This is a genomic window from Pseudomonas sp. LBUM1643 (assembly GCF_059716215.1).
The window spans coordinates 2,468,936-2,493,098 of record NZ_CP166813.1 but is presented as its reverse complement, the minus strand read 5'-3'; the positions used below and the strand labels follow the sequence as shown (position 1 = coordinate 2,493,098).

Annotated in this window: 21 protein-coding genes; 8 read left to right on the top strand and 13 right to left on the bottom strand. The window is 60.7% G+C overall.

Annotation, left to right across the window (positions count from 1 at the left end; translation table 11 throughout):
• Positions 1-233: 233 nt before the first annotated feature.
• The 4 genes from ligD to ACA063_RS11205 all read right to left on the bottom strand — a co-directional run bounded on the left by ligD (position 234) and on the right by ACA063_RS11205 (position 6,521).
• Entirely contained in the window at positions 234-2,906 is a 2,673-nt protein-coding gene (gene ligD / locus ACA063_RS11220) for a DNA ligase D (protein ID WP_497665902.1), read from the bottom strand.
• A gap of 3 nt (positions 2,907-2,909) precedes the next feature.
• Positions 2,910-3,902, bottom strand: coding sequence for a methyltransferase (locus tag ACA063_RS11215; RefSeq protein WP_497665901.1), 993 nt, complete (start codon positions 3,900-3,902; stop codon positions 2,910-2,912).
• A 10-nt stretch (positions 3,903-3,912) separates the two neighbouring features.
• Positions 3,913-5,295 carry an iron-containing redox enzyme family protein gene (locus ACA063_RS11210; RefSeq protein WP_497665900.1) on the bottom strand — a complete coding sequence of 461 codons (1,383 nt, stop codon included), beginning with the start codon at positions 5,293-5,295 and terminating at the stop codon, positions 3,913-3,915.
• 500 nt (positions 5,296-5,795) lie between these two features.
• Positions 5,796-6,521, bottom strand: a complete 726-nt coding sequence (locus ACA063_RS11205; protein ID WP_497665899.1) for a tellurite resistance TerB family protein — start codon at positions 6,519-6,521, stop codon at positions 5,796-5,798.
• A gap of 434 nt (positions 6,522-6,955) precedes the next feature.
• On the opposite strand from ACA063_RS11205, the gene pcsA reads away from it, so the two are divergent.
• A complete protein-coding gene (gene pcsA / locus ACA063_RS11200; RefSeq protein ID WP_497665898.1) occupies positions 6,956-7,678 on the top strand; it encodes a phosphatidylcholine synthase in 723 nt (240 codons plus the stop codon).
• Between the two features lie 711 nt (positions 7,679-8,389).
• On the opposite strand, the gene ACA063_RS11195 is transcribed toward pcsA, so the two are convergent.
• Positions 8,390-9,202 carry a class I SAM-dependent methyltransferase gene (locus ACA063_RS11195; RefSeq protein WP_497665897.1) on the bottom strand — a complete coding sequence of 271 codons (813 nt, stop codon included), beginning with the start codon at positions 9,200-9,202 and terminating at the stop codon, positions 8,390-8,392.
• 35 nt (positions 9,203-9,237) lie between these two features.
• A complete protein-coding gene (locus tag ACA063_RS11190; RefSeq protein ID WP_497665896.1) occupies positions 9,238-9,507 on the bottom strand; it encodes a DUF4242 domain-containing protein in 270 nt (89 codons plus the stop codon).
• A gap of 190 nt (positions 9,508-9,697) precedes the next feature.
• Between ACA063_RS11190 and ACA063_RS11185 the strand changes: the two genes are divergently transcribed.
• Both ACA063_RS11185 and ACA063_RS11180 read left to right on the top strand, forming a co-directional pair.
• Positions 9,698-10,672: an AraC family transcriptional regulator gene (locus ACA063_RS11185; protein ID WP_497665895.1), complete on the top strand. Its 975-nt coding sequence runs from the start codon at positions 9,698-9,700 to the stop codon at positions 10,670-10,672.
• A gap of 117 nt (positions 10,673-10,789) precedes the next feature.
• Positions 10,790-11,251, top strand: coding sequence for a GNAT family N-acetyltransferase (locus ACA063_RS11180; protein ID WP_497665894.1), 462 nt, complete (start codon positions 10,790-10,792; stop codon positions 11,249-11,251).
• A gap of 211 nt (positions 11,252-11,462) precedes the next feature.
• Here the strand turns inward: ACA063_RS11180 and ACA063_RS11175 are convergent, their stop codons facing one another.
• The 3 genes from ACA063_RS11175 to ACA063_RS11165 all read right to left on the bottom strand — a co-directional run bounded on the left by ACA063_RS11175 (position 11,463) and on the right by ACA063_RS11165 (position 13,488).
• Entirely contained in the window at positions 11,463-12,674 is a 1,212-nt protein-coding gene (locus tag ACA063_RS11175; RefSeq protein ID WP_497665893.1) for a cytochrome c biogenesis protein DipZ, read from the bottom strand.
• A gap of 168 nt (positions 12,675-12,842) precedes the next feature.
• Positions 12,843-13,181, bottom strand: a complete 339-nt coding sequence (locus ACA063_RS11170) for a hypothetical protein (RefSeq protein ID WP_497665892.1) — start codon at positions 13,179-13,181, stop codon at positions 12,843-12,845.
• 43 nt (positions 13,182-13,224) lie between these two features.
• Complete coding sequence (locus tag ACA063_RS11165) at positions 13,225-13,488, bottom strand: DUF2790 domain-containing protein (protein WP_162439512.1); 264 nt, start codon at positions 13,486-13,488, stop codon at positions 13,225-13,227.
• Positions 13,489-13,794: 306 nt separating this feature from the next.
• On the opposite strand from ACA063_RS11165, the gene ACA063_RS11160 reads away from it, so the two are divergent.
• Together ACA063_RS11160 and ACA063_RS11155 are read left to right on the top strand one after the other, a co-directional pair.
• Positions 13,795-14,535: a response regulator gene (locus tag ACA063_RS11160; RefSeq protein ID WP_497665891.1), complete on the top strand. Its 741-nt coding sequence runs from the start codon at positions 13,795-13,797 to the stop codon at positions 14,533-14,535.
• On the top strand, positions 14,532-15,836 hold the full coding sequence (locus tag ACA063_RS11155) for an ATP-binding protein (protein WP_497665890.1): 1,305 nt from the start codon (positions 14,532-14,534) through the stop codon (positions 15,834-15,836). Before ACA063_RS11160 ends, ACA063_RS11155 begins: the two co-directional genes overlap by 4 nt.
• Before the next feature lie 154 nt (positions 15,837-15,990).
• On the opposite strand, the gene ACA063_RS11150 is transcribed toward ACA063_RS11155, so the two are convergent.
• Entirely contained in the window at positions 15,991-16,683 is a 693-nt protein-coding gene (locus ACA063_RS11150) for a GNAT family N-acetyltransferase (protein ID WP_497665889.1), read from the bottom strand.
• A gap of 436 nt (positions 16,684-17,119) precedes the next feature.
• Here ACA063_RS11150 and paoA point away from each other — a divergent pair, with 436 nt between their 5' ends.
• Genes paoA through paoC form a run of 3 tightly spaced genes read left to right on the top strand, consistent with a single transcriptional unit; the run spans position 17,120 to position 20,909 of the window.
• Positions 17,120-17,761 carry an aldehyde dehydrogenase iron-sulfur subunit PaoA gene (gene paoA, locus ACA063_RS11145; protein ID WP_497665888.1) on the top strand — a complete coding sequence of 214 codons (642 nt, stop codon included), beginning with the start codon at positions 17,120-17,122 and terminating at the stop codon, positions 17,759-17,761.
• Complete coding sequence (locus tag ACA063_RS11140; protein ID WP_497665887.1) at positions 17,758-18,714, top strand: FAD binding domain-containing protein; 957 nt, start codon at positions 17,758-17,760, stop codon at positions 18,712-18,714. The genes paoA and ACA063_RS11140 overlap by 4 nt, the downstream gene beginning before the upstream one ends.
• On the top strand, positions 18,711-20,909 hold the full coding sequence (paoC, locus tag ACA063_RS11135) for an aldehyde oxidoreductase molybdenum-binding subunit PaoC (protein ID WP_497665886.1): 2,199 nt from the start codon (positions 18,711-18,713) through the stop codon (positions 20,907-20,909). Before ACA063_RS11140 ends, paoC begins: the two co-directional genes overlap by 4 nt.
• Positions 20,910-21,147: 238 nt before the next feature.
• Here paoC and ACA063_RS11130 read toward each other — a convergent pair whose 3' ends face one another.
• From ACA063_RS11130 to ACA063_RS11120, 3 genes are all read right to left on the bottom strand, one after another.
• Entirely contained in the window at positions 21,148-21,717 is a 570-nt protein-coding gene (locus tag ACA063_RS11130) for a YceI family protein (protein ID WP_497665885.1), read from the bottom strand.
• 326 nt (positions 21,718-22,043) lie between these two features.
• Entirely contained in the window at positions 22,044-22,709 is a 666-nt protein-coding gene (locus ACA063_RS11125; RefSeq protein WP_497665884.1) for a phosphoribosyltransferase, read from the bottom strand.
• Between the two features lie 93 nt (positions 22,710-22,802).
• Positions 22,803-24,149, bottom strand: a complete 1,347-nt coding sequence (locus ACA063_RS11120; protein ID WP_490147511.1) for an MATE family efflux transporter — start codon at positions 24,147-24,149, stop codon at positions 22,803-22,805.
• Positions 24,150-24,163 lie beyond the last annotated feature (14 nt).

The following is a 24,163-nucleotide window of genomic DNA, read 5'->3' as shown; positions in this document are numbered from 1 at the left end:
CATTCAAGGAAACACAAATACCCCTGTGGCGAGGGAGTTTACTCCCGCTGGGCTGCGAAGCAGACCCACAAGGGCAGCCAACACACCAGATCCAAGCGACCATTTAAGGCATTGAACGCCGCGATCTTGTAGGAGTGAGCCTGCTCGCGATGACATTTGCACAGTCAACACTTGCATAGCAGCCAGTCCGCCATCGCGAGCAGGCTCGCTCCTACAATAAAACGGTGTCGGCCTTACTTCTTCATACCCACCCTGCGCCGCATTTCGGCTGTAATCGTCTGCCGGGTCTTCTTGAGGTCTGCCCACGGCTCATGCCCCACCTCAGCCAACCGCTCATGCACATTATTCACGTTCCACTGATTACCGCCCTTCAACTCGCCCACTTCCTCCCGAAAGATCGGCACCGACACCGGCAATCCTTCCCGGGTGCGCACGGCGTAAGCGCAAATGGTGGTGGCACCCAGACCGTTGCGAAGGTAATCGATGAAGATCCGGCCGACCCGGTTTTTCGGTCCGGAAACGGCGGAAAACCGTTCCGGCAGCAGTTTGGCCATGTGGCTGACAATCGCGTGGCTGAAGTCTTTGACCTCGTCCCAACCGAGCTTGCGCGTCAGCGGCACCACCAGGTGAATGCCTTTGCCACCACTGGTTTTGAGAAACGCCTTGAGACCCAGTTCATCCAGCACCGAGAGCGTCAGTTGCGTCGCCTCGACCATGCTTTTCCACGGCAACGCCGGGTCCGGGTCGAGGTCGAGGACGAAGCGGTCCGGCTTGTCGAGGTTGTCCGACGTGGCGTTCCAGGTGTGCAGTTCCACGGTGCTCATCTGCACCGCACCGATCAGCGCTTCGGCGTTGTTGATGATCATCACCGGCTGCCCCGTGAGTGCCTTGTCCAGCGTGGTAATACCCGGAATCGCCAGGCGTTCGGCGTTTTTCTGGAAGAACAGTTCGCCAGCAATGCCATCCGGCGCACGGACCAGTGCAACCGGGCGGTCCTTGAGTTCGGGCAGGATGAATTCGGCGACGCGACCGTAGTATTCGGCCAACTGCATCTTGGTGGTACCACTGCTGGCGTCAATCACCCGATCCGGATGAGTGATGCGTACCTTGCCTTCTGCCAGGCCTGCCTGTGACGGTGCGGGGGCAGCCTTTTCGTCAGATGCTTTTTTGCTGGCAGTCTTTTTTCCAGCAGGTGCGGGTTTTTCTGCTGCAGTCTTCTTACCCGCCGCAGCGGGTTTTTGAGCTGTCTTTTTAGCTTTCGCAGCGGGTTTTTCTGCAGCGGTTTTCTTCACCACGGTCGGGCGCTCCTCGGTGATGTCTTTGGCCGGCTTATCGTCACGCAGCCCATGGAACACGGCATGGCGCACGGAGCCGTCCTTGGTCATTTCGGCAAAGGCGATTTCCGCCAGCAAGACGGGCTTGAGCCAGTGCACACCCTTGGCGTCGAACCCGGTGGGAGGATTCACCACCGAGGCTTTTTTCGCCTTCAAGGGCAAGAGCTGTTCGTAGATGCTTTTCAGCGTGGTTTCATTGAACCCCGTGCCGACCTTGCCGGCGTAGCGCAATTCACCGCTGTCGCGGTCATGCAGACCGAGCAACAAGGCGCCGAAGGCATTGCGCGAGCCTTTCGGATCCGTGAAGCCGACGACCACAAACTCCTGACGATGCTTGCACTTGAGCTTGATCCAGTCACTGCTCCGCCGCGAGACATAGGGCGACCCCAGGCGCTTACCAATCAAGCCCTCCATCTGCATCTGGCACGCACTGTTGAGCAGCGCCTCCGGTGCCTCGCCGAAGGAATCTGAGAAGCGCAGCAAAGGGTTTTTACTGGGTTTGAGCACCGTCGCCAGCGCCACCCTCCGCTCCTCGACAGGCACTTCGCGCAAATCCACGCCATTGAGGTAAGGCATGTCGAACAGGTAGTAAAGGATGTTGGCGCCACTGCCCGAATCAAACGCATTCTGCAGCGCCTGAAAATCCGGCACGCCCTGCTCATTGGCCACCACCATTTCACCGTCGAGCCAGGCCGATTCAAGTTCCAGCGCCGCCACCGCCTCGGCCTGGGCTGGCAACTTGTGGGTCCAGTCATGACCGTTACGCGTGAAGAACGTAACGGTGCCGTGGTCGATGCGCGCCATGATCCGGTAGCCATCGAACTTGATCTCATAGCTCCATTCGCCCCCCGGCGCCTTTTCGACGAGGGTGGCGAGCTCGGGTTTGATCAGGTCGGGCAATTTGGCTTTGTGGGCGCCCGTCAACTGCGCCGAACGCGCTTGGGTGGCGACCTTGGGGGCAGGCTTCTTGACCGGTTTGGGTTTGGCGGGCGCTTTCGCTTTTTTCGCCACGATGGTCCGGTCACTCAGCACGCTGTCGGGCTCGGCGGCGACGACGTCGTAATCGCTCTCGGGCTTGGCTGCATTGTCCTGATGCTTGATCAGAAACCATTGCTCCTGCTTGCCCGGCATGTGCGTGCGCACCAGGTTCCACAACCCCGCGAGCTTTTCACCTTGCAGCTCGAATTTGAGTTTGCCCTTGGCATAGGCGGTGGCCGGATCCTCTTGCGGAATCCACACCCCACGGTCCCAGACAATGACGTCACCCGCGCCATAATGCCCCTCGGGAATGCTGCCCTCGAACGTGGCGTAGTCGATCGGATGGTCCTCGACATGCACCGCCAGACGCTTGACCTTAGGGTCCAGCGACGGCCCCTTGGGCACCGCCCAGCTTTTCAGCGCGCCATCGAGTTCCAGACGAAAGTCATAGTGCAGGCGTGAGGCGTCATGCTTCTGAATGCAGAACTGCAGGGCATGGTCTTTCGCGATTTTCTTGCGTGAGCGTTTCGCCGCCGGTTCAGAGGTCGCCGAAAAATCGCGCATGCGGTTGTAGTCGTCCAGATTCTTGTTCATGGCTCATTCACCTGCTACCGATTCAACGCGGCCCCCGATGCCTGGGCCCGTGCGCGTAACGATCAGCGCGACCACTGCGATGCGCTCCACTCGCTGATAACCGGGCGTCAACAGTTCTTCGCCGAAGACATCGGGATCCAGTTCGCGATAGGTCCAGCCGAACGTCGGAGATTCCAGGCGCGAAGTCAGCGCCTCAAGAAACGGATCACGCCCGTCGATCATCGCCACACCCGTGTACAACACCAGTGAGCCACCGGGTGCCAGGCGATACAGCGCTTGCTCGACAATGCGCAGGGATAATTGCGCACCAAACGCGCCGCCCCCGTGGCGATATGCACGTTCGGCGGGATCGGCCATGTAAGGCGGATTGGCGACGATCAAGTCGAAATTGCCTTCAACGTCCTGCAGCACATCACTGGCCTCGACCGTGACGTTGGCGACCTCGGCGAGCGCCGCGTTGACCGCCGTCAGTCGCAGGGCTGCCGGGTTGATGTCGACGGCCAGCACCTCGGCTTCACGGCGTGCGCGGGCAATCACGATCGCCCCCACGCCAGCGCCGCAGCCGATGTCCACAGCGCGCCTGATCGGGGCGAAACTGTGCTGCAGATGGCTATGAATCAATTGCGCAAAACGATAGGTGTCAGGACCAAAGAACACCGAATCAGCCGCTTCGGTGGGAAAGCCCGAATGCACGAACAGCAGGTCATCCAGGCTGGACCAGCGCACGCGGCTTTTCAGCTGCCCGTGGCTTGCTTCGAGCACACCGGCCTGCTGCAATTGCTTTTGCTCTTGCGCCGGCAACAGACCGGGCTCGAATGGCCGCGACCAACCGAATACGTCGCGCAACGTTCGGGCCTGCTGACCGGCCGCACGATCATTGACCCGCTGGTGGGTCACTGGCGTGGGTGTGATGAATCGATAACCGTCTGCCTGCAATCGCCGCCCCAGTTGCAGCAGCACTAACTCGTCAGCGCCCAGCTGTTCTTCCTGATTCATGAGCGGCTCCCTAGCGCAGACTGGATTTGAGTTCGATGAAGCGCCGGGTAGCCAACAGGCCGGCCGGATGAGCATGTCGATGGGCTGACAGCCACGGAATCAGCACTTGCATCCGGGCGTGATCGTCCAATCCTTCCAGTGACGCTTGCAGGGTCTGGACATCAGGATCACCAACCGGCAACGCCGGGGTGGTATTGACTCGGGTGACGCGTCGATAGGCGGGTGTTCGTTCGGGCGTCCAGTCGCCAGCGATCCAGTCGTGCAGCAGTTGTTTTTCATAGGGGCTGAACACCCCGAACATCGCGGCGCCGTCACCGACGATCATTTGCCAGAAACGGCTGGCTTGCGGGTCCTGGTGCCGCTTGATCCAGCCCTTGTTTTCCATGACCTCAAGAAAGCCGGGCAACTGTTCCTGCGATGACAACCACTGATTGACGGTCTTGCCTTCAAAGCGGCAGTAGTCGGAATGCATGTGTTGGCCGAACGGGCGCTTGCGTTCGAGCATGCCGAGCAGCTCGTCGTAGAGGTTGAAAGATTCGATAATTGCACGACTGCCCTGCCCCAGATCATTAAGCCGATAGCCCGCCGAAACCCGGCGCAGAAACGCCTCGCGGTCAGCTTCTACCGGCAGCAAGTCCAGCACTGCCTGGACGGCTTTCTGGGCGTGACCGGTGCTGGCATTGTCGATGGTGACGTGCAGGGTGAAGTAGTACGGGTCGATGCCCAACTCGCTGAGCTCATAGGCGCTGATCAACAGATGAAGTGGCAACTGCTCGTAGCCCAGGTTATAGCCAATCACTTCCGGCAGAAACCGGTCAGCGCGTTCGCCCAGTGCCAGTTGAATCGCACCTTGCAGGTAACGTTCGTCAGTTAATGCGCTGGTGTCTTGCAGACCGTGTTCTGCGAGCAGCTTTCGGTAGATCACCACATGATTCTGCGCGGGATTACCGTCACCCAATTCTTCGAGATAGGTGCAAATCAGTCCGTCAAATCGCGGATCGCGCCAGTGTGGCAGCAGGCCGTACAGCCACGCGCCGTCCACCAGTTTGGTGGGGCCCACCGCCTGCAGGAAAAACAACGCATGGGCTTTGTTGCTGAAAAATTTCCGCGGCCCGCCGGCTTTGCGTTGTTGCAGATAGTCGGCGTATTGGTGAGCCACTTCGACGCAGTGTTGTTCGACGAAGTCCTGCAGGGCGGACAGGTCCTGAGGCATCTCTTCGGGCAGGCCAGCGGCGAGTTCGAGTTGCTCGGTCAGGAAAGTCTCAGCCAGCGCGCGACGTTGCGCTTCGTCGGTGCTCAGCAGCAGCTGTTCGTAAGTGTTTTTGATGCAACCGGCCGTCGGAATCAGGTGTCCACGGGCAGGTTGCGATTCAAGTCTTGTCAGGGCAGTCATGGGCGCATCTCTCGGTCTATGGCCAGCGGCAGGACGCTGAATCAACACGTCTCTACTTCAGCAGAGCGATGCGCCGGGAAAAAAATTCAATCGGCGTTGAAATTGCCCGGACAGACGGGCTTGTGGCGGTGAACGTGAGGTGGTTAGCGTAGATCCCGGGGATACCCGATCCTCCTCCTGATCCCCGGTCTCTGTAGCAGCTGGCGAAGCCTGCGTCCGGCTGCGCAGCAGTCGTAAACCCGACTAACGCATTTTCCCTGACCCACCGCATGCACTGGTTTTACGACTGCTTCGCAGCCGGACGCAGGCTTCGCCAGCTGCTACAGGGTGATTGATTGAAATTGCGGTTGCGGTGGGTCGGAGGAAACTCGCTAGCCGGATTTGCTGAACCCTGTAATTGAATGGACTCGCCCAAGCCGAGGCGTCAATGCGCCACGGTGGCAGTCTAAACAGCCAACGACAGCGAGGGCGAGTCCATTCAATTACAGGGTGATTAAGGGCTACGCCAAGCCTGACTTGGCCTGTTTTTCCAGGTGCACTTGCAGTTCGGGTTCTATTTTCAGCGCCGCGGCCAGTTCATCCAGATAGGTGCGCTCGGCGTCCTGTTGGTCGTCTACCAGCAGGACGCTGGCCAGGTACATTTCTGCGGCCATGCCAGTGTCCGTCGCCGATTGCGCAACATCGGCGGCGTCCAGTGGGCGCGCGACTTCGTCGTCCAGCCATTGCTGCAATTGCGGATCGTCGGTGTGGCGGGCGAGTTCGTTGCTGATCAACTGTTTCTCGCTGTCGTCGATCCGGCCATCGGCCTTTGCCGCTGCGATCAATGCCCGGAGGATCGCGTGGCTGTGGTCTTCAACTTCCGGGCCGGACAATAAATCCACGGTGCGTGGCGCTTCTTGTGGTGCCGACGCCTGGTTACGCTGCCAGGCCTGATACGCCTGGAATGCCATCATGCCCAATGACGCCAGGGCAGCATAATTCATGCCGCCACCGCTCGACCGGGTCCGGGGTGATGTGGATGCAGGTGATCCACCGCCCAGCAATCCACCGAGCAAACCACCCAAGCCACCACCGCCCATGCTGGAACCGGCACCGCCGCCCAGCAGTCCGCCGAGCAATCCACCCAGACCGCCGCCGATCCCGCCTTGTGACGGAGCGGCACCACGTTGCTGCGCCGAGCCTTGACCGGCCCGCAACAGTTGTTCGAGCAGATCGCTGGTGTTCATGACGTCGTCCTTTATAAAGGGAATAATTCGGTGAAGAAAAGATAGTACGCACAGGCAAATATGCCACCACCGTCTGGCTGTCTGATTAATGCGAAAAAACCATGGAGATTCCTGTGGCGAGGGAGTTTATCGAATCGTCGCACCGTCCCGCTGGGCTGCGCAGCAGTCCTTTCTTTGGGGCTGCTGCGCAGCCCAGCGGGAGCGAGCTCCCTCGCCACAGGATGCGTTGCGTCGAAGCCATTTGGTGTGCCAATGGAGACGGGCGAAAACCCGTGGATTTATCCAGCGTATTTTTTGGCGGCGCAGCTAAGATTTACAGTGGGTGAACCTTATTCCCGGATTTCCGGTCGATACCTGCAACCCGAACCGGTTTGCCGCCGCCCTCTCTGTTGAGGGTGATGACTGGCTTGCTTCACTTTTTGGAGAACGCCCCCGTGATATCGACCCTACACATCGCCAGGCTCAAAGCATGGGGCGCCCATGGTTTTACCGCCACTGGCGTGGTCACCGCCTTCCTCGCCACCCTCGCCCTGCTTGAAAACCAGCCGACCAGTTGCCTGCTGTGGCTGGGCGTCGCCCTGATCGTCGATGGTCTGGATGGCGCATTGGCGCGCAAGGTCAACGTGCAATCGGTGCTGCCGAGCTTCGACGGCTCGATCCTCGATCTGGTGATCGATTACCTGACGTACGTGTTTATCCCCGCACTGTTTATCTACCGTTACATCCCGCTGCCGGAGTACACGCTGCTGCTGACAGTGTCGTTGATTCTGGTCTCGTCGCTGTTCTGCTTCTGCAACGTCAACATGAAGAGCAAGGACAACTATTTCCAGGGTTTCCCCGCTGCCTGGAACGTCGTCGCGCTGTGCCTGTACATCATTGCGCCGTCGCCGTGGATCACCTTGCTCACGGTGATTGGCCTGGCACTGCTGACGGTCACACGGATGAAATTCCTGCACCCGTTCCGCGTGCGCAAATTCATGCCGATCAACATCGCCGTCACCGCCATCTGGTTGCTGTGCAGCTTGTCGCTGGTCATCAATCACCCGGTCATCAACCCGTTGGTGATGGGGCTCTGGTTGCTGATGTCGGCGTACTTCCTGGGCATCTGCATCTGGCGTACGGCGCTGGAGTGGTTTGACGGGGCGCGTCACAAGTAAGCGCCTGGGGCGGCCTCCCGCCGGTATTGCTTTAACGCGGTCCCTCGTTGCCCTTATTTGAACGCGTTCCCTGTAGGAGCTGTCGAGTGAAACGAGGCTGCGATCTTTTGATTTTGATCATTAAAAACAAGATCAAAAGATCGCAGCCTCGTTTCACTCGACAGCTCCTACAGAGGCCCGCGTGCATTTCATGAGCCCCCCGGCCCGATGAGTACACAACAGCCGCGTGTATTCCATGAGCACCCCGCCCCCGTGAGTACACAACAGCCGCGTGTACTCCATGAGCACCCCGCCCCCATGAGTACACAACAGCCGCGTGCATTTCATGAGTACCCTGCCCCGTGAGTTCACTTTGTGTAAGGCCGCGATCTCTTGATGAACACCCTGTAGGAGCTGTCGAGTGAAACGAGGCTGCGATCTTTTGATTTTGATCATTAAAAACAAGATCAAAAGATCGCAGCCTCGTTTCACTCGACAGCTCCTACAGAGGCCCGCGTGTATTCCATGAGCACCCCGCCCCCCATGAGCACACAACAGCCGCGTGCATTTCATGAGTACCCCGCCCCGTGAGTACACAACAGCCGCGTGCATTCCATGAGCACCCCGCCCCCATGAGTACACAACAGCCGCGTGCATTTCATGAGCACACCGCCCACGTGAGTACACAACAGCCGCGGGTGATCTACGAGGTACGATGTATCAGCGACCGCGTTAACGCCTCGTGATCACGACTTCCAGGTATTCACTCGGCACCACCAGTGACTTGTCTCCCGCCCGGTTCAGGCGGGTCAGCAACTCGGTCAGGTCATTTTCCAGCGCCTTGGCGCCATCGGCTGGCAGCGCGGCGAAGGCCTTGTGCACCGGGCCATACCAGGTGCGGAAGGTGTCGATGAAATGCGCGGCCGAACGGTAGCGGAAGTTGAACGTCCGTTGCGTGACCTGGACCAGAAAGTCGCGCTCGTCGAAGTGCGTATGCAGCCAGGCCTCGGTGCCCCACAGCGAAGGCGGTTGCGCGCCCGCGGGAGGCGGCATGTGCCGGCCCAGGGTCTTGAACACCTGGCCGACGAAGCCTTCGGGCGTCCAGTTGGCCAAGCCGATCCGCCCTCCGGGGCGACAGACGCGCGCCAGTTCCGAGGCCGCTTTGGCCTGGTCCGGGGTGAACATCACCCCGAAAGTCGACAGCACGGCGTCGAAGCTCTCGTTTTCAAAGGGCAACGCTTCGGCGTCGGCGACCTGGAACGTCACGTCCAGCCGCTCCGCCCTCGCCCGGTCTTCGCCGCGCTCCAACAAGGCGGCCACGTAATCGGTGGAGGTGACATTGCAGCCCCGACGCGCGGCGGCCAGTGTCGCGTTGCCGTTACCCGCCGCGACGTCCAGCACGCGCTCATCGCACAGCAAATCGCAGGCTTCCGCCAGTTGCTCGCCGACGATCTGCAAGGTGGTGCCGATCACGGCGTAGTCGCCACTGGCCCACGAGGCCATTTGACGGTTTTTCAAGGCAGTCAGATCAATGGGTGTACTCATGAATTGCGCTCCGTTGCGGGTTGAGACGCAGCGGCTTATTCAGCCGTGGTGGGATCGATGATGTTCATCACCTGGGAGATGCGATTGGCCGGAAAGCCGCTCTGCCTGGCGTGTTCCCTGATCTGCTCTTCATCCGGCGCGATGTACACGCAATAGAGCTTGTCGCCAGTGACATAACTCTGCTGCCACTGCACCTGCGGCAAGTCGCGCAAGGTCCTGCAGGACTTTTGCGCAGCGGCTTTCAAATCCCGTTCCGACAGTGCTCCTGCGCCTGCAATCTCCCGTTCAATAACGAATTTTGGCATGACAACCTCTCATTCTTGTTTTGGGACAGGGTCTGACGCCCTGTGTGCAAACTATCGCGCTGACGGACGGCGCCGTCCTGCCCGATCGTCGGCCAGGCTTGTCCGATCGTCCGGAGAATTCGCATTGCGTGGTGAGGGGGCCACACTTAAACCACCCTTCGTACATGGGCGCTTTAACGAGAAACTCACCATGGACGCCCTGTCCCAGACCCTGCGCGTCGTCCGCCTGGTCGGCGCGATTTTCATCAACGCCAGGTTCACCGCGCCTTGGTGCTATCAGTCGCCGAGCGCCGATACCGCTGCGCCCTTTCTTGAGCCCGGTGCCGAGCGGGTGGTGATCTTCCACCTGATCACCGAAGGCGAGTGTTACGTCGAGCTCGGTGATGACCCACCGCTGCTGCTGACCGCGGGCGACGTGGTGGTCTTCCCCCAGGGCGATGCCCATCGCATGAGCTCCCGACCAGGCCTGCCACCCGCAAGTGGTGCGCGGCTGGATGCAGTCCTGGCGCGCCGTCCGCGGCAATTGAGTTACGGCGGAGGCGGCGCCGTCACGCGCCTGGTGTGCGGGTACCTGGCGTGCGATACGCGACTGGCGGGCATGCTGCTGACCGGGTTGCCGGCAGTGGTCAGGGTCAATGTGCGCGGATCGAACGCCGGTATCTGGCTTGAATCTTCGGTTCGCTATGCGCTGGCTGAAGCCCGGTCACCCAGACCGGGTGGCGAAGGTGTGCTGGCGAAACTGGCCGAAGTGTTGTTCATCGAAGTGCTGCGCCTGTACATGAACGAACAGGGTGAAGGCCGCACCGGATGGCTGGCGGGCGTCAGTGACCGCATCGTCGGTTCAGCCCTGAACGCCTTGCACAAACGCCCCGCAGACGCCTGGACCCTGGAAGAGCTGGCGCGCACGGCCGGCACCTCAAGGTCAGTGCTGGCCGAACGTTTTCAGCTACTGGTGGGCAGCTCGCCGATGCAGTACCTGACGCAATGGCGGATGTTGTTGGCGGCCAATCTGTTGAGCCGCAGCAATACCTCGCTGGCCCGTATCGCCGAGGAGGTGGGTTATCAGACGGACACCGCGTTCAGTCGCGCCTTCAGACGTGAGTTCGGATCGCCACCCGCTGCGTGGCGCCGTTGCCAGGCTGCCGCGTTGCAGCAACGGCATTGAGTAACGAGAATTTCGCCAACATTCGTGCCGAGAGTCGCTATCAACGATCTCCCGGGGATTGCCGCCAGTGGACTAATGCGCTGTGATGGGCCGACGACTCTGGAAAGGACTCACCCCATGCAACCAACCCTCGACTGGATCATCCACCACCCGCACCACAGCGACACCTTCGCCGCCTGGATCCACCAGCAGTTCCACTATGAATACGCCGAACAGCCCCTGCCCGACTGGCAACGGGAGTTTGCCGATGGCCAAACAAACGGTGACTGGAACTGCCTGATCGCACTCGACAACGATCAACTGCTGGGCGGCGCGGCGCTGGCTAAGGCGGATCTGGCGCACCGGCCGGATCTTGGTCCGTGGCTGGCCTGCGTGTTCGTTACGCCCGAAGCGCGCGGCCAGGGATTGGCGGAAGGTTTGATCGAGGGTATTTGTGCGCAGGCAAAGGCGAATGGCGTGGCGAGGATTTATCTGCACACCCGGGACAAGCGCGACTACTACGCCAAACGCGGGTGGACGGTGCTGGAAAATTTTCAGGCATGGGGAAAAGAACAATGGCTCATGGCGCGGGACCTGTGAGCCAAAAATGTCGACCAAGGCTGAAATACGATCCCTTGTAGGAGCTGCCGAAGGCTGCGATCTTTTGATCTTTTGATCTTTTGATCTTTTGATCTTTAGCATTAGTGATGTCGCTACAGATCAAAAGATCGCAGCCTTCGGCAGCTCCTACAGTGTTACGCGTAGTGCGCGAGCGTTACGCGTAGTGCGCGGTATTTGCGTATCACGAGGGTTACGCAGCAGGCGCCTTCGCCTCTTGCAGCAACTGCTGAATCATCTGTTCCTGCGTCTCATAGCGACCTTCCCCAAAGTGGGTGTATCGCACCTGGCCTTTGGCATCGATCAGGTAATGTGCCGGCCAGTACTGGTTGTCGAAGTTGCGCCAGATGGCGTAGTTGTTGTCGATCGCTACCGGGTAGGTGATGCCGAGCTTTTTCACCTGATCCCTGACGTTGTCGATGATGCGTTCGAACCCGTATTCAGGGGTGTGTACGCCGATCACCACCAGGCCATCCTTCTCGTATTTCTTCGCCCAGTCCTTCACGTACGGCAAGGTGTGCTGGCAGTTGATGCAGTCGTAGGTCCAGAAATCCACCAGCACCACTTTGCCTTTCAAGGATTCGGTGGTCAGTGCAGGCGAGTTGAGCCATTCAACTGCGCCGGACAGCGAGGGCATGGCGCCTTTGGCGTTGTCCATGGTCGCGTCGGCCTTGACCTTGCTGACGAAGTAATCGACGACCTTTGGCACGGTTTCCAGCACGCTTTTCTCGACGCTGCTGACGCCTTCGGACGAGGTGCCCGCCAGCAGTGTTTTGTCCGCGCCGGTGGAGATCACCGCGGCAGCGGCCAGCACGGCTACACCGGCACCTCGGCGTAGCCAGCCCGTCACTGGAATCGACGCTTTGAGGCGGTTAACCAGGCCGCGACCGGCGAAGATCAACGCTCCCAACGACAAGGCGCTGCCCAAGCCGTAGGCCACCAGCAACAGACTGGTCCCGGCGTTGGCGCCTTGCAGCATGGCGCCGGTGAGAATCACGCCGAGTATCGGCCCGGCGCAGGGTGCCCACAGCAGACCGGTCGCGACGCCGATCATGATCGAGCCCAGCGGTCCGGACATTTTTCGGGTGTTTGGGTCGAGGCGGTTACCCAGCAGCACAAAAGGCCGTGCCAGCCATCCGCCGACGCGGGCGGAAATCAGCGACAGGGCGAACAGCGCCATCACCACGAGCGCTACGTGCCGACCGGTGTTGTTGGCCTGGATCACCCATTCGCTGCTGACCACCGCCAGGCTGGAGATCAGGGCAAAGGTCAGGACCATGCCGCCGAGCGTCAGCAGGATCGAGGAGCGTGTGCGTTCGACACCGGCAAACAGGAACGGCACGACCGGGAGGATGCAGGGGCTGAGGACGGTCAGAATACCGCCCAGGAAAGCGATGAGGAACATGGTAGTCACCTTGGAACTGAGCGAGTCGGGTTAACACATTCCCCTGTGGGAGTGAGCCTGCTCGCGATTGCGCCGTGTCAGTCGACATCAACGTTGGCTAGTAAGCCGCCATCGCGAGCAGGCTCGCTCCTACAGTGGTCGGTGTGGGCTGCATAAATGAGGTGGGGCTCAGGCCATCTGGCTGTCCATCAATTGCCCCTGAGGTGTCCGGCTTCCGCCGTTCTCAGCCACCATTTGGCCTTGCGGTGTACGGCTCGAACCATCTGCGGCCACCATCTGCCCTTGCGGTGTACGGCTCGAACCGTCTGCGGCCACCATCTGCCCTTGCGGCGTACGGCTCGAACCATCTGCGGCCAGCAAGGCGCTACCGCCCTTCTCGGCCACTGGCGTCAGTTGAAAGCAGGTGGCACTGCCACAGGTGTTTTGTTCAACCGACGCGTTGGCGTGAGCCGCCGCGCCGGCTACGGAAAAGGCAATTGCGGTCAAATAGCGGGTGACGTTGTTCATGGCGTTCTTCCTGTTAAAAAAGGGTAACGGGTGATCGCAAAACTCAGTTGTCTTCCTGGCAGCCGTCAGCAAACTTGCGGTAGTCCAGGACCTTGGTTTTGCCTTGGGAATCCAGGTAGGTCAGTTGGGCATTGACGATCCCGCAGGAAGGCGTGGCGTCCTGCTTCATCGAGATCACTTTCTTGATGTCCAGGTGGGTGCCGTAGGTGTAAGTTTCAGGGGTGACATCGGCTTCGGCACGGGCCGACAGGGTGCAGATGTTCAGGGCGGCAAACAGGCAAGCGGCGTAGATGGCTTTGGTGTTCATGGCGGTTTCCTCAAGGCTTCAATGGGTCAATCGTTCAATTGAGCCGAGGCGGTTTGGTTTGCCTCGATGGAACCCATTAAAAGCGCGTGAGGTATCCCCTCTGTGTCGAAAACCGGCGTGGATAAATCGCTACGTATCTGAACCGCCTCTTGATACACAGCGATACAAACCCCCTGAAAATCGGGATTTTTACGTCCCCGTGTATCCGTCCACAGGCCGGATACACTGCAATACAAAGGGCAGAAGTCGCGCGCGCGAAGGCTCGATAGACTGCGCGACATTCCCCATTCATAGAGGCCTGGCCCCATGGAACACGTTGATCACATTCTGATCGTCGACGACGACCGCGAGATTCGCGAGCTGGTCGGCAACTACCTGAAGAAGAACGGCCTGCGCACCACCGTCGTCGCCGATGGCCGGCAGATGCGTTCTTTCCTCGAGTCCACGCCGGTGGACCTGATCGTGCTCGACATCATGATGCCGGGTGAAGACGGCCTGACGCTGTGCCGCGAATTGCGCGCCGGTAAACACAAGGCCACTCCCGTGCTGATGCTCACCGCCCGCAACGATGAAACCGACCGCATCATTGGTCTGGAAATGGGCGCCGACGATTACCTGGTCAAACCGTTCGCCGCCCGTGAGTTGCTCGCGCGAATCAGCGCCGTGCTGCGCCGCACGCGGATGCTGCCGCCGAACCTGGTGGTGACGGAAAGCGGTCGCCTGCTGGCCTTCGGACGCTGGCGCCTGGACACCTCGGCCCGGCATCTGCTGGACGAGGACGGCACCATGGTCGCGCTCAGTGGCGCGGAGTACCGCTTGCTTCGGGTGTTCCTCGACCATCCCCAGCGCGTGCTCAACCGTGATCAATTGCTGAACCTGACCCAGGGCCGCGACGCCGACCTGTTCGACCGTTCCATCGACTTGCTGGTCAGCCGCTTGCGCCAGCGCCTGCTGGACGATGCCCGCGAACCGGCCTACATCAAGACCGTGCGCAGTGAAGGCTATGTGTTTTCCCTGCCGGTCGAAATCATCGGGGCACCCGCATGAGCCTGTCGATGCGTTGGCCCCGTACCCTCGCCTCGCGACTCTCGCTGATCTTTCTGATCGGGTTGATCCTGGCGCAGGCGCTGTCGTTCGGTGTGCAGTACTACGAGCGTTATCAAACCGCGAAAACCACCATGCTCGGCAACCTGGAAACCGACGTGTCGACCTCCATCGCGATACTCGACCGCTTGCCCGCGGACGAGCGTGCCGGCTGGTTGCAACAACTCAATCGACGCAATTACCAATACCTGCTCAATGAAGGCTCGCCGGGCGAACCGATGCACGACTCGCCGATGGCCATGACCTCGATCAAGGAAGCCATCGGCAAGGATTACCCGATGACTTACAGCGATATTCCCGGCCCGCAAAAACACTTCCAGGTGCACCTTAAGCTGGCGGATGGCAACCCGGTGACCATCGACGTCCGACCGGCGATGGTGCCGTTGTCGCCGTGGCTGCCGATGGTGCTGACAGGGCAACTGGCGCTGCTGATTTTGTGCACGTGGCTGGCCGTGAGGATCGCCATTCGGCCCCTCACCCGCCTCTCGGAAGCAGTCGAAACCCTCGACCCCAACGCTCGCCCGGTCCATCTGGACGAAAAAGGCCCGACCGAAGTCGCCCATGCAGCCAAGGCGTTCAACGCCATGCAGGCGCGCATCGCGGCCTATCTGAAAGAACGCATGCAGCTGCTGGCGGCCATTTCCCACGACCTGCAAACCCCGATCACGCGGATGAAATTGCGCGCCGAATTCATGGACGATTCCAGCGAGAAGGACAAGCTCTGGAACGACCTCGGCGAGATCGAGCACCTGGTGCGCGAGGGTGTCGCCTATGCGCGCAGCGTGCATGGCGCTACCGAAGAAATCTGCCGGACCAATCTGGATTCGTTCCTCGACAGCCTGGTGTTCGATTATCAGGACATGGGCAAGGACGTGTCACTCGACGGCAAAAGCGCTGCGGTGATCAACACCCGGCCGCACGCGCTGCGGCGGGTGCTGGTCAATCTGACGGACAACGCCCTGAAGTTCGCCGGTGCAGCGCAACTGGAGGTGCAAGCGAAAGCGGATGGCAGCCTGTCGGTGAAAGTCATGGACCGGGGTCCGGGCATCGCAGAGGCAGAACTCGCCCACGTACTGGAACCGTTCTACCGCGTGGAAAACTCACGCAATCGCAGCACCGGTGGCACGGGCCTGGGCCTGGCGATTGCCCAGCAACTGGCGCTGGCATTGGGTGGGTCGCTGACCTTGAGTAATCGTGAAGGGGGTGGATTGTGTGCGGAGCTTCAACTCCCGGCCCACACATAAGCCGATCACACCTCCACTGTAGGAGCTGTCGAGAGAAACGAGGCTGCGATCTTTTGATCTTCTGCGCCCATTGAATCGCAAAAAAATCAAAAGATCGCAGCCTCGTTTCTCTCGACAGCTCCTACAAGGGTGGGGTGTCCGGCGAAGATGGGTATCAGCCCTGGGGTTTTGCGTTGCGCCCGCGAACGAACTCGTTGGCCTTGTACGTCAGCTGATCCAGATGTCGATCACGCTGTTTCTCCGCGTCAACCATCGCCCGCTTGCCATGCAGTTGCAGCAGGTAGGTGTGAATCTGCCGCACCTCCAGCGAACTGTAGATCGGTCCCACATCCAGCAACCCCATCAACCCGTCGCTGCTGTGGTCACGGGTGTTCATCAGCACCTGGGTGCCGCGCACGCCCACCACCTGAAATCCCATGGACTCGAACCACGGCACTTTCGCCACGGCGCATGTCAGTTCGGCGTGCGGGTAACGGCCGACCATTTCGCGCAGCATCCGCCGGGCCACACCCTGGCGCCGATGGTTAGCGTGAACCGCCATGTAAGCCACGCCGCACGCCTCGGGATCGTCCTGGATCGGCAGGTACAACAGGAAACCGATGACCTGTTCCGGATCGTCCTCGTCGGTGGCAACGAGTAACTCCACCGCAATTCCCTTCTCCCCGTTCAGCGCCTCCAGGTACAGATGAACCTCGAAGCCGATCGCGTACTGGTAGACGTTGTACAACAGGTTGCTCGGGGGGATGGCGATCATGCTGATGTCGGTCAGGTTGTCGACGACCATCTGCAGGATCTGGCTGTTGAAGTGCTCAGGGCACGGGGTTTTGAAATGCGTGATCTGGGGCATTGTGGTGTTGACTCTGGGGCGGGCGTGTTCGCTGGGGGTGCCTATCATAACGCGCTGGGCGTGAGTGGTGGGTCAGTGAGTGTTTTGCCGCATGGAGCGGCGTCATCGCGAGCAGGCTCACTCCTACAGCAGACTTTCGTCTATTCGAGATCCAATTGTAGGAGTGAGCCTGCTCGCGATGAAGCCGTCAGCACCCCCAAAAAACCCTGTTCGCAAGCACATGCATTCATGAAACCACCTCATGACTTCATGCCAATTTTCACCCTTAATCGATTTAGCAAACCTTACTAGACTGCAACGATAAAAACCTTTCCCGTGCGATTCATGAATCACACGCATAACTCTATAGCTGAAAAACGCAAAAACCTTCTGAATACACAGGTGTCACTCCTTTTGACGAGTTTTGGCGACGTCGACAACCTTAGGAACCGAACCAATGGACGACCGTGACCCGCATTCGATATCCAGACGCACGTTCCTGATTGTCGGCGCCGTAACGGCCACGGCGCTCGCGCTCCCGCCCTTCATCTGCGCCCAGGCCAGCGCCGCCAACGCGGCACGCCCGATCAAGTCGACGGTGTCCCTCACCGTCAATGGCCAACTAAGAGAACTCGACCTCGATACCCGCACCACGTTGCTCGATACGTTACGCGAACACCTGCAACTGGCAGGCACCAAGAAAGGCTGCGATCACGGCCAGTGCGGCGCGTGCACGGTAATTGCCGATGGCCGGCGCATCAACTCCTGCCTGACGCTGGCGGTGATGCACGAAGGTTCGAACATCACCACCATCGAAGGCCTTGGCACCCCCGACAAACTGCACCCGATGCAGGCCGCTTTTATCAAGCACGACGGTTACCAGTGCGGGTACTGCACGCCCGGGCAGATCTGTTCGGCGGTCGCGGTACTGGGTGAAATTCGCGACGGTATACCCAGCCATGCCAGCCCGAGTCTCACGGATAAACCGCAACTGATCGCCAGTGAATTCCAGGAACGCATGAGCGGCAACATCTGCCGCTGCGGCGCGTACTCCAACATTATCGAAGCGATCACCGAAGTCGCGGAGGCCAGCGCATGAGGCCCTTTACCTATTTACGCACCAAGTCCCCCGCCGAAGCCGCCGCGCTGGCGGCACAGGTGGACGGCTCACGTTTCATCGCCGGCGGCACCAATCTGCTGGACTTGATGAAACTGGACATCGAAACACCCACGCACCTGATCGACGTCAACGGCCTGGCCCTCGACAAAATCGAAGCGACGCCCGACGGCGGATTGAGGATCGGCGCATTGGTCAGGAACACTGACCTTGCCGCCGACTCACGGATCAGAAAGGACTACGGTTTGCTGTCCCGCGCCTTGCTCGCCGGCGCCTCCGGCCAATTGCGCAACATGGCGACCACCGCCGGCAACCTGTTGCAACGCACCCGCTGCCCGTACTTTTATGACACCCACCAGGCGTGCAACAAACGCCAACCCGGCAGTGGCTGTGCCGCCATCGCAGGCTTCAGTCGCCCGCTCGGCATCATCGGTGTCAGCGAGGCCTGCATCGCCACGCACCCCAGCGACATGGCAGTGGCCATGCGCGCCCTCGATGCCCAGGTGGAAACCGTCCGCCCCGACGGCACCACTCGCGTCATAGCGATGGCCGACTTTCACCGGTTGCCTGGCAATACACCCAACATCGAAACATCACTGGCCGCCCACGAGCTGATTACGGCGGTCACGCTGCCGGCGCCACTGGGTGGCACGCACATCTATCAGAAGGTTCGTGACCGCGCGTCCTACGCCTTCGCGCTGGTTTCGGTCGGCGTGGTGATTCAACCGGACGGTTCGGGGCGTGTCGCACTCGGTGGTGTCGCGCACAAGCCGTGGCGCGTGGAAGCGGCCGAATCGCTGATGTCCCAAGGCGCAAAAGCCGTCACCGATCAATTGCTCGCAGGCGCTACGCCCACCGTGCAAAACGCATTCAAGCTGACACTGGTCGAGCGCACGCTCGCCTCGGTGATGGCCCAAGCGAGGGCTCACGCATGAAATTCGACACCCCCGCCACCACCAACCCCATCGACCAGATGAACGTGGTCGGCAAGCCCACGACGCGCATCGAAGGCCCTTTGAAAACCACCGGCCAGGCGCCTTATGCCTACGAACACCACACCGCCGTGCCAAACCAGGCCTATGGTGTGGTGGTGGGTTCGGGCATCGCCAAGGGGCGCATCGCGTCGATGGATCTGGCCGACGCCCAGGCAGCACCTGGTGTGATCGCCATCGTCACGGCAGACAACGCCGGCACACTCGGCCTCGGGAAATACAACACCGCCAGGCTGCTCGCCGGCCCGGATATCCAGCACTACCACCAGGCCATCGCGCTGGTGGTCGCTGAAACTTTTGAACAGGCGCGCGCCGCTGCCGAACGGGTCAAGGTGGATTATGTAAGCGCCGAGGGCGCCTTCGATCTGGCCAGCACCCGCGCGTCAGGCGTGGAAGCAAAGGATCAGATGCCGGACGTCAGCCACGGGGATTTTGCCGGGGCGTTCGCCGCGGCGCCGGTGCAACTGGACCAGACCTACACCACCCCCGATCAGGCCCACGCCATGATGGAGCCGTTTGCGTCGATGGCGTCCTGGGAAGGTGACCAGCTCACGCTGTGGACTTCGAACCAGATGATTGACTGGTCCGTCACCGACCTGGCCACCACCCTGGGCGTGCCGAAGCAGAATGTGCGCTTGATATCGCCCTACATTGGTGGCGGATTTGGTGGAAAGCTGTTTATTCGCTCCGATGCAGTCCTCGCAGCCCTCGGCGCGCGTCTGTCTGGCAGGCCGGTGAAAGTCGCGCTGGCGCGTCCAATGATGTTCAACAATTCCACCCACCGGCCGGCGACCATCCAACGCATCCGCATCGGTGCTACTCACGACGGCAAGATCACCGCCATGGGCCATGAAGGTTGGTCGGGCGACTTGCCCGGTGGCAAGGTCGAGCGGGCCGCGCAACCGAGCAAATTGTTGTACGCCGGTGAGAATCGGCTGGTGACAATGCGGCTCTCGACCCTGGACCTGCCTGAAGGCAATGCCATGCGCGCACCGGGTGAAACGCCCGGCCTGATGGCGCTGGAAATCGCCATGGACGAGATGGCGGAAAAGCTCAAGCTGGACCCCATCGAATTTCGCGTGCGCAATGACACGCAGGTCGACCCTACCAACCCCAAGCGCCCCTACTCCACCCGGCAGTTGATCGAGTGTCTGCGCACCGGCGCGGCCCGTTTTGGCTGGAGCAAACGCCATCCGCAACCGGGCACGCAACGGGAGGGGCGCTGGTTGATCGGCATGGGCGTCGGGGTCGCGTTTCGCAATAACAACCTGGTGAAATCGGGTGCGCGGGTCCGGCTGAACGATCAGGGCATCGTCACCGTGGAAACCGACATGACCGACATCGGCACCGGCAGCTATACGATCATCGGCCAGACGGCGGCGGAGATGATGGGTGTGCCGCTGGACAAGGTGGTGGTGCGCCTGGGGGACTCCAGTTTCCCGGTGTCGGCGGGCTCGGGCGGCCAGTTTGGCGCCAACTGTTCGACGGCCGGCGTATACGCCGCGTGCATGAAGCTTCGCGAAGCTGTTGCGCAGCGCCTCGACATGAACACCGATGAAGCCGTGTTTGCCGATGGCGAAGTGCGCTTCGCCGGTAAAAGCGTGCCATTGGGCAGTGCCGCCCAGGCCAGCGAACTGGTTGCCGAAGACTCAATCGAGTTTGCCGAGCTGAGCAAGCAGTACCAGCAATCGACCTTCGGTGCGCACTTTGTCGAAGTCGCGGTCGACAGCGCCACCGGCGAAACCCGCGTGCGGCGCATGTTGGCCGTGTGCGCCGCCGGGCGGATCCTCAACCCGACGTCCGCCCGCAGCCAGGTGATCGGCGCCATGACCATGGGCGTCGGCGCGGCGCTGATGGAGGAACTGGCCGTCGATAAACGCGCCGGTTTTTTCGTCAATCATGACCTGGCCGGCTACGAAGTACCGGTGCATGCCGACATCCCGCATCAGGAGGTGATCTTCCTCGATGAAGTGGACCCGATGTCGTCGCCGATGAAGGCCAAGGGCGTTGGGGAGCTGGGGTTGTGTGGGGTGAGCGCGGCGATTGCCAATGCGATCTACAACGCGACGGGAGCGCGTGTCAGGGAGTATCCGATCACGCTGGACAAGATTCTGGACAAGTTGCCGCCGATGATTTGAAGGCCGGTGGTCGTTACCGCAGCAATTGATAAGTACACCCTCAAGGAACTCGCCGCCTGCCAAGCCTCCATCGCCAGCAGGCTGGCTCCCACAGTTGATCGGGGTACATCTGCGGGAAATTAGTCGGCTGCCAGGCCGCCATTGATTCGGCGAGGTTGGCAAGACGAGGACTGTCTCGATTACGGAACAATCCGTCCAGATAGGGCCTGCAGCAGAGCAAGCGGCACAAAGACTGTGATCAATGCTCCGGCGCCACGACCCGAAACTTGATATCGATGTCCTTGGACACCACGGTGTCCGCCCACTCTCCTTCGCCGATCCTGAAGTGGTCGCGCTTGAGCACAAACTCACCGTTGAACAGCCCGATGCCACTCTCAGGCTTCAGCTCAACCATCACCTGCACTTCGCGGGTCATGCCCCTCAACGTCAGATTGCCTTTCACGGCATAGCGGTTATCGCCCAGGTCAGTCACCTGGGTCGACTCGAAAATGCCTTGGGGAAATTCCGCGGTGTTGAACCAGGCAGGCTTTTGCAACTCGGTATTGGCGTCTTCACTACCCGCGTCGATGCTGGCCATGTCGATGACCAGTTTGGTGTGCGCTGCGGCCAGGTTGGCGGTGTCGAAATCCAGGGTGGCTTCGAATTTGCCAAACGTGCCGTACACCTCGGAGCCCATCTGGTTGAATGTGAAACTGATCTTGCTCGCGGTGGGATTTACGCGGGTGTATTCGGTGGCGCCGGCGAGCGGCGTCATGCCCAGCATCAGAGCTACTGCACAGGCGGCGTAACGCGGGAATCGAAAGGTCATGTGATTCTCCGGCCGAGGCTCTGCTTACCGATTCAGAGCCGTGCAGATCAGCACGGCAACAGGTGGACTAAAGCAAAGAACAGCGGGTTATTCCACTCGAAGCGCAGGCTTCCGACCATCTGTCGGGGGGCGTTTTGGGGGCCGCTTCGCTGCCCAGCGCGAGCAAGCTCGCTCGCCACAGGTTTGTCGACAGACTGGATTTACCTACGCGGCTGCCCAGCGCGAGCAAGCTCGCTCGCCACAGGTTTGTCGACAGACTGGATTTACCCACGCGGCTGCCCGGCGCGAGCAAGCTTGCTCACCACAGGTTTAGTGATAGACCCGAACTACGCACGCGGCTGCCAGGCGCGTTGCAGCAGCCTGATCACCTCGGCATCCGGTGTCTGGGAAAAATCCATGTACCAATGACCGATCGACGTGAACCACTCGGGGGTGATCGGGCAGATCAGTTCGTCTACCTCGCGGCGCAACGCTTCGGCGGTCTCCACCGGCGCCACGGGCACGGCGACGACAATGCGCGACGGCGACTGCGTACGTACCGCGTGGATCGCCGCCCTCATCGAGGCACCTGTGGCCAGGCCATCGTCGATCAGGATCACGGCTTGATCCTTGAGTTGTACGGGTGCGCGCGTTCCCCGGTAAGCCTGCTCACGGCGCAGCAACTCCCGAGTTTCCCGAGCGACCACGGCCTCGAACACCGCCCGGTCAATCGGGTGAAACTGCAAGGCATGATCGTTGAGAATCTGGATGCCGCCGCTGGCAATGGCCCCCATCGCGAGCTCTGGCTGGGACGGCACCCCGAGCTTGCGCACCAGCATCAGGTCGAGGCGAAGGTTGAGGGCCGTGGCCACCTCGTACGCAACCGGAACCCCGCCTCGGGGTAAGGCGAGGACGATGACATCGGGCCTGTCCGCGTAATGGCGCAGCGGTTCTGTCAGGCGTCTGCCGGCCGCTGCCCGGTCCTGCAAAATGAGTGGCGATGAGGGACTCACTTGAACACCTCCCCAGGCGATCACGCCTGTCGGTTCACCTCATGGGGTCACTCTGGATTGTCGATCCGAAAGGAGTCGGCATCAACCTCAGCGCTACACCAGCCGTTCAATCTTGCGATGCTTCCAGACGAACGTGTAGTAGGTCGTCTGCAACGCCAGCATCCCCAGATACGCCACTGGAAACGCCATCCACACCCCTTGCAAACCGAACTGCGCATCGAGCAGATACGCCACCGGCAACTGCACCAGCAGCACGCACACAATCGAAATCGCCATCGGCACCAACACCGTGCCGCTGGCGCGCATGATGCCGCCGATGATCGCCTGGAAGCCGAACACCAACAGGCTCCAGAGCATGATGTGCAGCAAGTGCTCGGCCATCACCTGGGTCGCATCTTCGGTAAGGAACAAGCCCAGCAACCAGTGCGATAACAGATAACCCAACAGCACCAAACCGCCGGTCAGGCACACATTGATCCAAAGCCCGGTGCGCAGGATCGGCCCCAGGCGTTCAACGCGTCCTGCCCCGATGGCCTGAGCGCCCAGGATCGATGCGGTGATCGCAATCGACAAGGCCGGAAACTGCACGTAATTGACGATCTGCGTCACCGCCCCATACGCCGCCGTCGCCTGGGAACCATGCTGATTCACCAGCGCCAGAATCACCAGTTCCGACAGCGACAGCACCACCATCTGCAATCCCGTCGGCAGGCCGATGCGCAGCACCTTGCCGAGAATCACCCGGTCGAGGCGCATCGCGGCAAACATCTCCCGGTCCGGGGCCAATGGATGCCCCCTGGAAATCAACCGCCACGCCAACCAGCCCATCGCCGCCAGGTTACCCGCCAACCCGGCATAGGCCGCGCTCTGAATCCCCATCGGCGGCAACCCTAACCACCCGCGAATCAGCGCCGGCGTCAGCGCCAACCCGATACAGGTCGACACCAGCAATGCCACCAACGGCGACAACGTATCGCTCACTCCGCGCAGCAACTGGGTGAACAGCACGTAGACCAACAGCGACGGCATGATCCACATCATCACGTGGGCGTAGGCCACGGCATCGTCCAGCACGTCCACCGGCGTGCCCAAACCCTGCAAGGCCGGGCGTGCAAACACACTGCCAAGCACCGCAGCGGTCAGGCCGATCATGGCGCCCAGCAACAACGTGGTGCCCGCGATGGCTTTGACCATGTGCAGCTCCCGCGCGCCCCAGGCCTGGCCGATCAGCACGCTCGCGCCGGCGCCAAGGCCGATGACCAGGGCGATGAAGAAGAAGACGATGGGGAACATGCCCGACACCGCGGCGAGTGCCTGGGTACCGAGCATTTGGCCGATGTAGATGCTGTTGATCGTGCCCGACATGGATTGCAGGAAATTGGAGAGCACCATGGGGGCGAGGAAAAGGAGGTAGGTTTTCCAGAGGGGCTGGGTTTGCATTGGATGGGAGGTCC

Bases quoted from the DNA above. Each gene is read 5' to 3' on its own strand.
- ACA063_RS11155 (WP_497665890.1), top strand. From the start codon at position 14,532: ATGAGCCTGTCGATGCGTTGGCCCCGTACCCTCGCCTCGCGACTCTCG.
- ACA063_RS11120 (WP_490147511.1), bottom strand. From the start codon at position 24,149: ATGCAAACCCAGCCCCTCTGGAAAACCTACCTCCTTTTCCTCGCCCCC.
- ACA063_RS11215 (WP_497665901.1), bottom strand. From the start codon at position 3,902: ATGAATCAGGAAGAACAGCTGGGCGCTGACGAGTTAGTGCTGCTGCAA.
- ACA063_RS11150 (WP_497665889.1), bottom strand. From the start codon at position 16,683: ATGCCCCAGATCACGCATTTCAAAACCCCGTGCCCTGAGCACTTCAAC.
- ACA063_RS11210 (WP_497665900.1), bottom strand. From the start codon at position 5,295: ATGACTGCCCTGACAAGACTTGAATCGCAACCTGCCCGTGGACACCTG.
- ACA063_RS11205 (WP_497665899.1), bottom strand. From the start codon at position 6,521: ATGAACACCAGCGATCTGCTCGAACAACTGTTGCGGGCCGGTCAAGGC.
- paoC (WP_497665886.1), top strand. From the start codon at position 18,711: ATGAAATTCGACACCCCCGCCACCACCAACCCCATCGACCAGATGAAC.
- ACA063_RS11165 (WP_162439512.1), bottom strand. From the start codon at position 13,488: ATGAACACCAAAGCCATCTACGCCGCTTGCCTGTTTGCCGCCCTGAAC.
- ACA063_RS11140 (WP_497665887.1), top strand. From the start codon at position 17,758: ATGAGGCCCTTTACCTATTTACGCACCAAGTCCCCCGCCGAAGCCGCC.
- ACA063_RS11185 (WP_497665895.1), top strand. From the start codon at position 9,698: ATGGACGCCCTGTCCCAGACCCTGCGCGTCGTCCGCCTGGTCGGCGCG.
- ACA063_RS11190 (WP_497665896.1), bottom strand. From the start codon at position 9,507: ATGCCAAAATTCGTTATTGAACGGGAGATTGCAGGCGCAGGAGCACTG.
- ACA063_RS11160 (WP_497665891.1), top strand. From the start codon at position 13,795: ATGGAACACGTTGATCACATTCTGATCGTCGACGACGACCGCGAGATT.
- ACA063_RS11130 (WP_497665885.1), bottom strand. From the start codon at position 21,717: ATGACCTTTCGATTCCCGCGTTACGCCGCCTGTGCAGTAGCTCTGATG.
- ACA063_RS11170 (WP_497665892.1), bottom strand. From the start codon at position 13,181: ATGAACAACGTCACCCGCTATTTGACCGCAATTGCCTTTTCCGTAGCC.
- ligD (WP_497665902.1), bottom strand. From the start codon at position 2,906: ATGAACAAGAATCTGGACGACTACAACCGCATGCGCGATTTTTCGGCG.
- paoA (WP_497665888.1), top strand. From the start codon at position 17,120: ATGGACGACCGTGACCCGCATTCGATATCCAGACGCACGTTCCTGATT.
- ACA063_RS11180 (WP_497665894.1), top strand. From the start codon at position 10,790: ATGCAACCAACCCTCGACTGGATCATCCACCACCCGCACCACAGCGAC.
- ACA063_RS11175 (WP_497665893.1), bottom strand. From the start codon at position 12,674: ATGTTCCTCATCGCTTTCCTGGGCGGTATTCTGACCGTCCTCAGCCCC.
- ACA063_RS11195 (WP_497665897.1), bottom strand. From the start codon at position 9,202: ATGAGTACACCCATTGATCTGACTGCCTTGAAAAACCGTCAAATGGCC.